This is a genomic window from Novosphingobium sp. B-7 (genome assembly GCF_000410615.1).
Classification (GTDB): Bacteria; Pseudomonadota; Alphaproteobacteria; order Sphingomonadales; family Sphingomonadaceae; genus Novosphingobium; species Novosphingobium capsulatum.
Window position 1 is genome coordinate 15,119 of the sequence record NZ_KE148341.1, and the last position, 12,347, is coordinate 27,465.

Below are 12,347 nucleotides of genomic sequence, written 5' to 3' on the forward strand. Positions count from 1 at the left end.
GGCCCCCCCCGCCCCGAAAGCCTCAAGGTATCGGTCGGTTATCGTGACGGCTTCATTGGCGAAGGGCAGATCAGCTACGCCGGGCCCGGCGCCGTGGCGCGCGGCCAGCTGGCGCTCGATATCGTGGCCGAGCGGGTGGCGATGCAGCGCCTGGCGGTGGATGATATCCGCTATGACCTGATCGGCGTGAATGCCGTCAATGCCACCGGCCGCGCGCCCGAACCGGCCGAAGTGCGCGCGCGCGTTGCCGCCCGCTGCGCCGATCGCGCCACGGCCGCCGAAATTGGTGCGGAGGTCGAGGCGCTCTATCTCAATGGCCCGTCGGGTGGTGGGGGCGTGACCACCACCCTGCGCGAAGTGGTCGCGGTTGCCTCCGTCCTCGTTCCGCGCGGCGCGGTTGCGCCCTCCATCGTTCATGGAGTGAGTTGATGCGACTTCGTGATCTGGCCCACGCCCGCACGGGCGACAAGGGTGATACCTCGCAGATCTGCGTGTTTGCCCGCGGCCCGGCGCAGTTCAGCCAGTTGGAGCGCGCGCTGACGACTGAGCGGGTGGCCGCCCATCTCGCCGCGCTGCGCCCGCGCCGGATCGAACGGTTCGTGCTGCCCAACCTTCAGGCCGTGAATTTCGTGCTGCATGGGGTGCTTTCGGGCGGCGTCACCCGCTCCCTCGCCCTCGATGCCCATGGCAAGACGCTGGGCGCGCAACTGCTGGATATGGAGATCGCCGATGCGTAAGATCTGCTTGCTGGGCGGAGCTGCCCTGCTCGCCCTGGCCACCAGCGCGCAGGCGCGGGTTACCGCCATCCATATTGAGACGCGCACCCCCGCCCCCACCAAGCCGGGCGAGCGCCCCTACGAGATCATCACCGGGACATTCGATGGTGATCTTTCGCCAACGCGCGATGCGATCATCACCGACATTGCCCAAGCCCCGCGCCAGGCCAACGGCCGCATCGGCTATAGCGCCACGTTTGCCATCGCCCGCCCCCTGGCGCGCGGCAGCGGCGTGCTGTTCTACGACGTGCCCAACCGGGGCAATGGCAAAGTGGCCCCCGATGAAGATGGCCACATCCGCGTGATCAGCGGCTGGCAGGGTGACCTGGCGCCCGCACCCGGCCTTCAAACCGCCACCGTGCCCGTGGCCAAGGGCCTGACCGGGCCGGCGCTGGCCCGCGTGACCGATCTTTCCGGTAGCACCTGGGGCCTGACCGGCGGGATCGGCCGCCCCGTGCCACGCCCGCTTCCGGTCGATCTCGATCCCGCGCACGCCAGGCTCTATCGCCAGGCCAGCGACGCTGCGCCGCTGGAGCCGATTGCTACCAGCCAATGGGCCTTTGGCGATTGCCGCACCACGCCGTTTCCCGGCACGCCCGATCCCGCGCGCATCTGCCTCAAAGGCGGCTTTGACCCGGCGCTGGCCTATACGCTGGTCTATCAGGCGCGCGATCCGCTGGTGCTGGGCATTGGCTTTGCCGCCACGCGCGATCTGGTCAGCTTCCTGCGCCATGCGACGGTCGACGACCATGGCACGCCCAATCCCCTTTCCGGCCAGGTGCACTGGAGCGTGGTCAGCGGCACCTCGCAATCGGGCAATTTCGTCAAGAGCTTCATCAACCTGGGCTTCAACCAGGATGAAGCGGGCCATCGCGTATTTGATGGCGCCAATCCCAATATCGCCGCCCGCCAGGTGCCGCTCAACCTGCGCTTTGCCGTGCCGGGCGGGGCCGCCACGCTGTTCGAACCGGGCAGCGAAGGCACCTTGTGGTGGAGCCGCTATGCCGATCGGGTGCGCGGCCGGGGCACGCACAGCCTGCTCGATCGCTGCACGGCAACGCAGACCTGCCCCAAGATCATGGAAACATTCGGTTCCACCGAACTTTGGGGCCTGCGACTATCCCCGGCGCTGGTCGGCACGGATGCCCGCGCCGATGTGCCGATCCCGGCCAACGTGCGGCGATATTACTTCCCTGGCGTGACCCATGGCGGTTCCTACACCGGCGGCATCTCGCTCGATGGTGACAAGCCCTGGCCCGGCGCGCCGGTCTGCGCATTGCCCAACAATCCCAATCCATCGCTGCCGACGATGCGCGCGCTGATGAAGCGGCTGGTGGCATGGGTCAGCACCGGCCGCGCGCCGCCGCCCAGCCAGTATCCCACGCTGGCCCATGGCGATCTTGTCCCGCCCCATGCCGCCGCCATGCACTGGCCAGCCATCCCCGGCGCGCCGGTGCCGGACGGCAAGATGAACGATCTGCTCGATTACGATTACGGCCCCGGGTTCGACTATCCCGATCTGTCTGGCGTTATCACACAGCAGCCCCCGGCGATCCGCCGCACCATCCCCTCGCTAGTGCCGCGCGTGGACCGCGATGGCAACGAAACCGGCGGCGGCGTCCCTTCGGTGCAGCATCTCGTGCCACTGGGCACCTATCTGGGCTGGAACGTGCTGGCCAAGGGATATGGCGCGGGCGGACCCTGCGGCTTTGCCGGTGGGTTCATTCCCTTTGCCGCCACCAAGGTGGAACGCCTCGCCAAGGGCGATCCACGCCCGTCGCTGGAAGAACGCTATGGCAGCCACGCCGGCTTTGTCGCGGCGGTCCGGTCCGTTGCGGCGCAGCGCGTGCGGCAAGGCTGGCTGCTGCCCGACGATGCCGCGCGCCTTGTCGCAGAAGCGGAAGCCAGCCCGGTCCTGTCGTCAGCCTCGCGATAAACGCTGGCACAATTCCGCCCGCAAAAAGGCCCGGCCTGCCGTGTGGCAAGCCGGGCCTCTTGCTGCGCTCAGAACCCGATCAGAACGTCAGGCGCAGACGCGCGCCATAGGTGCGGGCGTCGTTGAGGAAGCGAATGTTGAGCGCGGAGCCCGCCAGTTCCTTTTGCGACGCCTGGACGTTGAGCAGGTTGCTGGCCCATGCCTCGATCCGCACGTTGTTGACCTGGTAACCTGCGCCCAGGTTCAGCGTGACAAAGCCGGGCTGACGGTCCGGGAAGCCGGCCTGGAGCGCGGTCTGGCGCGTGCCGTTCAGGAACACGACGTCCTTGTTGTTGAACTGCGTCAGGTAATAGGCCGAGCGATAGTTGGCCAGAACCTGCCAATCGAAGCGGCCACGGCCCACATCGATCCACTGCGCGATATGCGCGCTGACGTTGACCTTTGAGGCCAGCGGCAGCTGGTTGCCAACCAGGCTGATCAGCGGCGACTTGCCACCCGCGCTGTTATCCAGCGCGCGCACGTCCGCGACTTCGCCATTGGTGATGCGGGTATCGAGGTAAGCCGCATTCACGTCGACCGAGAAGTGGTAGGGCAGCGCCACGCGAAATTCGGCTTCAGCGCCGAACAGGCGCGAGGCGCCGATGTTGCGGTTGACCAGCGAATAGCCGTTGCACACGTTCGGCGTCTGCGTGGTGTCGAGGTTGATGCAGGTCAGGTCCTGGAAGACCTGGTCCTTGTAGTCGTAATAGAAGCCGGTGAGGTTGAACACCGCGCGGCGGCCCATCACGTCAAACGTGTTGCGGCTGCCAACTTCGTACACGATCAGCTTTTCCGGACGATAGGTTTCCGGCACGGTCGAACCGTTGAAGCTGTCGTTGAAACCGCCCGCCTTGTGGCCGGTTGAAACCTTGCCATAGACCATGTGGCCGGTGCTCAGGTCATACTCGAAACCAAGGCGCCAATCCGCATACTTGAATGCAGCGCTGCCCACCTGCTGGCCGGGGATGGTCAGATTGGCATAGCTGAAACCGCCGTTGGTGTTGGTCGGGCAGGTGACAAAGCCGTTGTCGATATCAGGCCGGGTAAAGCAGTTGCCGGCCGGATTGGTGCCATTGGCAATGGCGCCGATCTGGTTGATCAGCGTGTCGCGCGCACCGGGCGAGGCGATACCCTGGATCAGGAACTGCGCCATGCCCTGCGGGGTGTTGATCTTGGACACGTCGAAATTCGGGCGGCTGAGCAAGGCTGGCACAAAGCCTTCGGTGCCAAGGCGCGTGGCGAGACAGCAGGCATAGTTGGCGCCGCCCAGCGTCAACGCCCAGTTGCCGCCGATGCCATAGCGCGACTTGCTTTCCTCGGTGTAGCGGATGCCGCCCAGAACGCGCAGGCGATCAGCCACGTCATAGGTGCCATCGGCATAGAACGCATGGCTCTTGCCGCGCACGTCAGGCATCGTGAATTCGGTGCCCGAATAGCAGCAATAGCCGCGATCGGCGAGCGCGAGATAGCCAACCTGCTGGTCTTCGTTGAAATAGAACGCGCCCAGGTTCCAGCGGAAGCGCTGGCCCTTCTTGGCAAAGACGCGCAGTTCGAAGACTTCGCTCTGCGACTTGGTTTGCCAGAAGTTGCCCGAGAAATTGTCGTACTGCTCGGTCGCCAGGTTGCGGCCGGGGTAATCGATGCCATCGCTCGACGCGTTGACCTGGTTGAAATCGACCGAGCGGTAGCTGCCGGTCAGTTCCATGCCCACCTTGTCGAAATCATAGGCAATCTTGCCCTGAACGCCCCACAGCTCGTTGGTCATCTTGCCCTGGAGCCCGCGATAGACCACGCGGCGCAGGTCCAGGTCGCTGGCCGTCAGGCCAGTGGCTTCAACCGCGCTGTAGATGTTGGCGCCCGGATAGCCGGTGCCGGTTTCCTTGCCATAATCGCCGATGACCGAAATGGTCAGGCGGCTGGTCGGCTCCCACAGCATCGACAGGCGGCCGGCATAGTTCTCTTCCAGACCAGCGGGCTTGAGACCGATCGCTGGTGCGCCGGTCGAGACATTGCGGAAACCATAGTCGCGGTTGACGTAATAGCCTGCCGCGCGGATCGCGAAGTTCGACGCAATCGGAATATTGACCGCGCCTTCGGCGGCATAGGAATTGCGGTTGCCGAATTCGGCCTGGATATAGCCGGAATAGCTGTCAAACTTCGGCTTGGCGGTAATGATGTTGAGCGTACCGGCCAGCGCATTGCGGCCATAAAGCGTGCCCTGCGGCCCCTTGTTCACTTCCACCCGTTCAAGGTCATAGAACATCAGGCCCAGGCCGCGCGGGCGCGGAATGTAGGTGCCGTTGAGGTGCGGCGCAGCGCCGGGATCGCCCAGTTCGGTGTTGTTGGCCGAGCCGACGCCGCGGATGAAGATTTCGACATTGCCTTCTTGGTTGGCAATGCTCAGCCCCGGTACGGCCTGCTGCAACTGGCGCAGTTCGACAATGCCGTCCTTGCGCAGCTGGTCCGAGCCCAGCGCCTGGACCACGCCGGAAACATCCTGCAGGTTCTGTTCGCGGCGGTTGGCGGTGACGATGATGTCGCCCGGACCATCCTTGGGCTGCGCAGCCGCTGCCGGCTTGGCGGCCGACTGATCAGCGGGCGCTTCCTGCGCCAGGGCCGGCGCTGCCGCGCAAGTCGAAAGCAGCGCCAGCACCATGCTGCGCTTCCAGATTCCCCTGTTCATGTATTCCTCTCCTGACTGGATGGCGATTGAATGAAATGTCGATTGGTTCATGGGTCTTGGACCGGTGCCGCGCCGCTCCCTGGCGCGGCGCGGTCAGTTGCAGGTCAGCACCGGCCCGACCGGCGATACGATCCGCGCTGACGATAGCGTGACGGTCATCGCGCCACTGGTGGACAGCGCGATCGGTACGGTCACCTTGCTCATGTCCACGCCGGCCTTTTCAAAGCAGTGCAGCGGAATGGCGAGGCGCGACCACTGGCCAGCCTGCACCGCTTTGAACACGCTGCCGACCGGGAAGCCGCCGCCGCACTTTTCACCGCTGCATTGCATCAGCAGGCTCACATCGGCCGTGGGTGCCGCATCGATGCGGAATTCCAGCTCGACAGCGAGACCGCCATTGCTCTCGCGCGTCAGATTGACCGGCGTATCTCCGGCAATCGCCGCCATGGCGGGGCCAGCACCGGTCCAGTGCAGTCGCACTGAATCCTCTTGCGCATGGTGATCGGCGGGGCGCGCGTCGATCAATTCCGGGCCAGGATTGGTAGACAGCGCACCGGGCGCTCCCAGCAGCAACTGGCGCCCCGCCCCCGGCCGCCCGGCGGTATACAGCACGCCGGGATCAGCCGCCGCGACCGTGGCGCGCGCCTCGGGCAACGGTGCCAGATCGCCGGGCTGACCATATTTCAGGCCAAAGCCATAGGGGAACAGCGGATTGTAATCCTTGTCCCCCACGTTGACGGCGGTCTGATCGCTCGAACGCGGCCAGCTATAGGGCAAGGTGCCGCGAAAATCGGCCTTGCCGAACAATACGTCGGCAATGCCGCCGCCTTCGGAACCCGGCAGCCATGCCGCGACAAAGGCATCGGCGGCATTGAGGAACGGATTTACCCACATCGCCCGGCCCGACAGGAACACCGCCACGGTCGGAACGCCGGCGCCCTTGAGGCGGCGCAGCAGGGCCAGGCTGCGTGCATCGTCAAAACCGACATCGGGGCGATCGCCCTGGAATTCGGCATAGGGATCTTCGCCAAAGACCACGATCGCCACATCAGGCTTTTTGGTAAAGCTGCCATCGGCCGAAAGCGTGGCCGAACCGCCCGCCGCCTTTACCTGTTCGGCGATGCCGGACCAGATCGATTGGGCATGCGGGAAATCGGCCGGCTTGGTTCCGGTGCCCTGCCAGCTCAAGGTCCAGCCGCCGGTCTGCTTGGTCAGGTTGTCGGCGCCGTTGCCAGCCACCAGCACGTTGGACATGGGCTTGAGCGGCAGCAACTGCCCGGCATTCTTGAGCAGCACCAGCGATTCCCGCACGGCCTGGCGGGCTACGGCGCGATGCTCTGCGCTGCCCAACAGGTCGAACTGGCCGCCAAAGGGCCGGCTCGACGGCTTGCCCGCCTCGAACAGGCCAGCACGCAGCTTGACGCGCAGGATGCGCCGCACGGCATCGTCGAGCCGTGCCATGGGCAGTGACCCATCGCGCGCATGGGCCAGCGTGCTTTGCCACAGCGCTTTCCAGCTATCGGGCGCCATATACATGTCGAGGCCGGCCTTGGCGGCCTGGACGCAATCGGTGGCGGTGCAGCCGCTCACCTGGGCGTGGCCGTTCCAATCGCCCACCAGAAAGCCGTCAAAGCCCCAGCGCTGCTTCATCACCCCGGTCAGCAGCGACTGATTGCCGTGCATCTTGGTGCCGTTCCAGCTGGAAAAGCTCACCATGACCGACTGCACCCCGGCATTAAGCGCGGGAATGTACGGCGCACTGAAGGTATTGATCAGGCCGGCTTCCGAAATCCGCGTGTCGCCCTGGTCCTTGCCGCCATAGGTACCGCCATCGCCCAGAAAATGCTTGGCTGTGGCGATGATGTGCGGGCCGCGCAGCCAGTCCTTGTCACCGATCTTGCCTTGCAGCCCTTCGATCAGCGGAGCGGCATAGGAGGCGGCGATCTCCGGCGCCTCGCCAAAGCCTTCATAGGTGCGGCCCCAGCGATCATCGCGCACGATCGCCAACGTCGGGGCGAAAGTCCAGTCGAGCCCGGTAACGCGCATTTCCTTGGCCGTGACGGCGCCGATGCTGCGCAGCAATTCCGGGTCGCGCGCGGCGCCCAAACCAATGTTGTGCGGGAAAAGCGTTGCGCCGACCACGTTGTTGTGGCCGTGGACGGCATCACTGCCCCACATGATCGGGATGCGCGGCAGATTGCCGCTGGGCGCCATCGACGCTTCGTAGAACGCATCGGCCAGCGCCAGCCAGTCCTTGGCTGGCGCGTTGTAACGCCCACCGGGATCGGAATTACCGCCGTTCAGCACTGAACCGAGATGATAGCGACGCACGTCGTCGGGCGTGGTGCTGGCAATATCGCCCTGGATGATCTGCCCGACCTTTTGCTCAAGCGACATGGTCGCAAGCAACGCGTCGATCCGCTTTTCCATCGCGATGTCGAGCGCGATTCGCCCTTCACGCTGCGGCCAGAGGTCAGGATGCGCCGCGCCAGCGCCGTCGCTTACCCCTGCCTGTTGCGCACGGGCGGCCGGCACGAGTGCCGCAACCATCGCCACAGATGCCATCCGCAGCGCCAAGCCCTTGCGTCCCCTCACTCCCATGAAACCCCTCCTGATGTCGTACCGGCCCTGCTGCGCGGAACTGACAACGTTTACCGTCTTCCTGACAACGTTTACCGGCGGACATCGACAGAAGTCAAGAGACCCGCTAAGAAACCCGTCGCTCCCAAAGGTACCGATTGGACAGCAGCAGCACGGAGGCCCACATTTCCAGGCGTACGACGATCATCGATGTGGCCAAGATGTCCGGCGTTTCGCCCAAAACGGTCTCTCGCGCACTCAATGACGAACCGCATGTCAGCGCGCGCGTTCGGCAACTGGTCAAGGATGCGGCCGCCAAGCTCGACTATCATCCGAATCTGACCGCGCAGAGCCTGATCGCGCGGCGTAGCTTCCTGATCGGGCTGACCTATGAACGGCCGAGCCCGAGCTACGTCGTCGATCTGCAGAACGGCGCGCTGGATCGGATGCACAACGGGCGTTACCGGCTGGTGGTGCTGCCGTTCAACCACGCGTCGGAACGGCCAGAGGAACTGGGCAAACTGCTGCTGCGCACGGGCTTGGACGGCGTGCTCTTGGCGCCGCCAGCCTGCGATCAAATCGAACTGCTCGACCTGCTTGACCGCCAAGGGTTGCCTTATGCGCGGATCACCCCGCAAAAGGATCTTGCACGCGGGATCGTCATCACCATGGATGAAGTCGCCGCCGGCCAGGCCGTGGCGTCACACGTGCTGGACATGGGCCACAGCCGCGTGGGGATCATCCTGGGTGACCCGGCGCACGCCGCCAGCCTCGCCCGCCTGGACGGGTATCGCCGCGCCTTTGCCGAGCACCGCAAAATCCTGGACGAGACCCTGATCGTCACCGGCGATTTCACTTATGCCGTGGGGTACGATGCCGCGCTCGATCTCTTGCGCCGCGATCCGGCACCGACTGCGATTCTGGCGCAGAACGACGACATGGCCGCCGCTGCACTCGCGGCCGCGCGCGCGCTGGGGCTTGCCGTGCCCGATGACCTGTCGATCGCCGGATTCGACGATTCGGAAGTGTCGCGCACCGCTTGGCCGCAATTGACCACGGTGCATCAACCCGTCAGCGCGATGGCCTGGGATGCGGCCGACCGGCTGATCGCCCGGCTCGATGCCACGCCAGATGGCCCCACCCTCGACCAGCGCCACGAGCATGCCCATGCGCTGCTGGTGCGCGGCTCAACCGCGCCACCGCCTGCTCACCAAGAGTAGCCCCACTTCCACGCCCGGCGCGCCTATTCCACGCCGGGGCGCGCCAGCGTAATCAGCTCGCGCGCCTGCTGCGCAAACCACGCGCCGGCTGCCGGCGCAACCATGCCCCGTTCGGGATCGCCCGGCCCGGCGGTGCCACGATAGCACTGGCCATCGGATTCACCGGGAATCTTGATCCACAGGAACGCGTCGATGTACGGATCGTCGCTGGCCAGGGTCGGCCGGCGGCCCAGCCCGCGTTCGGGCGGGTTGCACCACACCTCTGCATCGCGATAGTGCCCGGGCTTGGGCACCCATCCGCCCTGGCCATTGCGGCTGGTATCGAGCACGGCATGCTTTTGCGCCTGCGGATCGCGTTTCAGGTGCAGGCGCCAGAACAAGGTATCATAGGCGGCGTCTACATCCGCCCAGGCGCCCGGATAATCGCGCGCGCCGGTGATCGGCGTGCCAGGGCACTCGCGCGGGCTGAGCCCCCCTTGCGAGACCAGCGCCATGCAGTCGCTGACCCAGCGGGCGTACCGCTTGAGCCGGGTATCGCTCTCATAGTTCGACACGTTGAGGAAGAACCCCCGCGCCTTGCCTGCGTCGGCCATCAGGAGGCGTGCGGCAATTTCGCCGGGCGCCAGCCAGCTGCTGCCGCCACCGTCCATGTAGAGTTGCACACCTGGCAAGGCCGAGAGCACGGCCGCAGCATCGCGCAGCTGGCGATAGCGTTCGACCGTTGCCTTGGCATCCATGCCTGCCGGCCGGCAGCTTTCCGGCTGCCCATTCAACGTGGTGTTCCAAGGGATCACGCCCAAGCCGTCCGGCTCGAGGATGACGATGGCACGGCCGCTGCCGATGCCGGCGGCAAGACCGCGAACCCAGGCGGCATAAGCCGCGCTGTCTGCCGCTCCGCCGGCGGAATAGAGCGCGCAATCCCGGAACGGAATATTGTAAGCCACCAACACCGGAATCGCGCCCTTCGCGGCAGCATCGCCCACCAGCTTGTGCGCCTCTGCCTGCACCTGTTCGGGGGTGCCGCTGGTCAGCCACGTGCCAGTGGGGAAGCGCGCGATCAGGCGCGCGTCCTGCTCCGCCTGTCCGGTCAGCCCCTTGGCCGCCCGCACAACGGTGCTGTCGGGATTGACGTAGAGCGGCTGGTTCGAACCATGCGCCATGGTGCTGCCACCCAGCACCATGGCAAGCGAGGCAGCAAGCAGCGCCCGCGCGCCGATCCTTTGGGCGCGGCGGCGAAGAGAGGCATTGGAGTGGAAACCCATGTCTGCTCCGATAAACGAGGTCATGGCCGATTGATACAAACCTAACGCACGACTGACAACGTTTTCCGTCACACTTTAGCCAGGTACATTGGGCTCGATGTTGCGCAGCAAATCCCCGGTCGTCGCCGTTACCGGCAGACTGACGAAGCCGCGCTTTCGCTGTTGCCTGCGCGTGCATGCGGCCATTGCGGATAGGGGCACAGCAGGCGGGTGCGCCCTGGCCACGGGCTGTCCTCACCGGCCGTGGCGATGATCGCCTGCGGCGCAATACCCTTTTCGCGCCAAGCGACCAGCGACAAGAAGATATCGAACCGATCGGTTGCCGGGCCACCGCGCCCGTGGTTCATGCCCGGAACCGCGTAAAAACGGATGAAGCGTGCAGAGTTGCCGTGCTCATGCCTGTCCACTGCGGACAGCCAGCGGATCGTATCGAGCACCGAAAACACCGGATCGCTGACACCGTGGAACACGATGATCTTGCCGCCACGCCGATAGAACGGCGAAAGATCGGTTGCGTCAGCGTGCATGAAATCCACCGGCGCTTCGTGCAATGTACCCCATTTGACATGCGCTGCGCGATAGGCCTCGTCAATGTCTGCGCTCAGCGCATAGCGGGTCAGCGAGGTGACATCGGCCGCTACGTCGAGCGGCGGCGAGCGGAAGACTGCCGAATTGGTAGGCGCGCCCAGGCGCAGCAAGGCGCCGTTGTTGATGGGTGAGGCATAACCCCCCATTTTCCAGATCCGCCAACCCTGCGTCACGCCATGGGCCGTGGCTGCACCAATGCCGGCATCCCACGCCCATTCGGAATAGATTGGCTTGCCATCACGGGTGCGCGGCCCACCCATCACCTTGCGCAGCGCCGCAACCTGCATCGGCAGCAGGCACGTGGCAGTCTTGCGTACCGGATCGTCGCTTGGGCAGGTGATCTTGGCCAGTTCGGGCACGACGCGCGCCGTGGTGCATGCGGTAAAATGCTCGATCATGCCATCGCTGCGCCCGTCGAGCGCATCGCAGGCCTTCAGGATCGCGCCCTGCGCCAAGAGAATGTCCTGGTCGCTCATCGCCTTGTTGACGAGTGGCAAGCCATCGTTGCCCAATTGTCCCATGGCCTTGGCGACAGCGCCAAAGGCCTGTCCATCCCACAGCTGTGCAATGGACGCATAGGCCAGATGAAAGCCCGGATACCCGATCAGCGCGGCGTCGAATTCCTGCGGGAAACGCTGCACCGCCATCATCGCTTCCTGGCCGCCCTTGGAGCCGCCAACGAAATAGGTGAACGCTGGCGCGCGGCGATAATAGGCCTGGATCAAGGCCTTGCCCGCCTGTACCACCGGGCCGATGTAGCCAAAGCCATAGTTGTGCCGCGCCAGCGCGTCATGGCCGAACGTCACGACACCCTGGCGCGCCGGATCGTTGTTGACCGAGTTATCATGCCCGGAGTCTGAAGAAACGACGGCATAGCCCTGTGCCAGTGCGGTCACGCCCGGTTGGCTGGAAAAGCCGCCCGTCGCATCGCCCAGGTTGCCATCAGACCCACCGCCGCCCTGGAACACAAAGCGGCCGTTCCACGCGGCGGGCAGGCGCATGTGAAACTTGATCGCATAGATTTGCCCATTGGCACCCGCGCGTTCCTGTAGTTTGCCAATCACTTCGCAATGCGCCGGCATTGCCGGGATTGCAGCAGCTGGGCGGGCGCCATCCGCCACCGGCATCTCCTGTGCCGTTGCCGCACGAAAGACGGCCAGCGACAGCGTGGTGGATGCATCGGGAAACGTGGCTTTGGCCAAGGCGGCACAGTCCTGTACGGAAGGGGCTTGTGCGGAAGGAGCCTGCGTGGACTGGGCCTGC

At 65.2% G+C, this 12,347-nt stretch carries 8 protein-coding genes; 4 read left to right on the forward strand and 4 right to left on the reverse strand.

Features of this window, described 5'->3' with window-relative positions:
• From H926_RS34685 to H926_RS27230, 3 genes are all read left to right on the forward strand, one after another.
• On the forward strand, window positions 1-429 hold a 429-nt coding region (locus H926_RS34685), incomplete at its 5' end, for an acyclic terpene utilization AtuA family protein (RefSeq protein WP_237741026.1).
• Window positions 429-737, forward strand: a complete 309-nt coding sequence (locus H926_RS0112280) for a hypothetical protein (RefSeq protein ID WP_022676568.1) — start codon at window positions 429-431, stop codon at window positions 735-737. The genes H926_RS34685 and H926_RS0112280, both read left to right, overlap by 1 nt.
• Window positions 730-2,712 (forward strand): alpha/beta hydrolase domain-containing protein, encoded by a 1,983-nt coding sequence (locus H926_RS27230; RefSeq protein ID WP_022676569.1) that lies wholly within the window; start codon window positions 730-732, stop codon window positions 2,710-2,712. The genes H926_RS0112280 and H926_RS27230 overlap by 8 nt, the downstream gene beginning before the upstream one ends.
• 79 nt (window positions 2,713-2,791) lie before the next feature.
• On the opposite strand, the gene H926_RS0112290 is transcribed toward H926_RS27230, so the two are convergent.
• Window positions 2,792-5,434: a TonB-dependent receptor gene (locus H926_RS0112290; protein WP_022676570.1), complete on the reverse strand. Its 2,643-nt coding sequence runs from the start codon at window positions 5,432-5,434 to the stop codon at window positions 2,792-2,794.
• 93 nt (window positions 5,435-5,527) lie between these two features.
• Window positions 5,528-7,984: an exo 1,3/1,4-beta-D-glucan glucohydrolase gene (locus H926_RS0112295; RefSeq protein WP_231627587.1), complete on the reverse strand. Its 2,457-nt coding sequence runs from the start codon at window positions 7,982-7,984 to the stop codon at window positions 5,528-5,530.
• Window positions 7,985-8,226: 242 nt separating this feature from the next.
• On the opposite strand from H926_RS0112295, the gene H926_RS0112300 reads away from it, so the two are divergent.
• Window positions 8,227-9,234: a LacI family DNA-binding transcriptional regulator gene (locus H926_RS0112300; RefSeq protein ID WP_022676572.1), complete on the forward strand. Its 1,008-nt coding sequence runs from the start codon at window positions 8,227-8,229 to the stop codon at window positions 9,232-9,234.
• Between the two features lie 23 nt (window positions 9,235-9,257).
• Here the strand turns inward: H926_RS0112300 and H926_RS0112305 are convergent, their stop codons facing one another.
• Together H926_RS0112305 and H926_RS27235 are read right to left on the reverse strand one after the other, a co-directional pair.
• Window positions 9,258-10,520 carry a glycoside hydrolase family 6 protein gene (locus H926_RS0112305; RefSeq protein WP_022676573.1) on the reverse strand — a complete coding sequence of 421 codons (1,263 nt, stop codon included), beginning with the start codon at window positions 10,518-10,520 and terminating at the stop codon, window positions 9,258-9,260.
• A gap of 104 nt (window positions 10,521-10,624) precedes the next feature.
• Window positions 10,625-12,347 (reverse strand): tannase/feruloyl esterase family alpha/beta hydrolase (locus tag H926_RS27235; protein ID WP_237741027.1); only part of this gene is annotated, 1,723 nt, incomplete at its 5' end.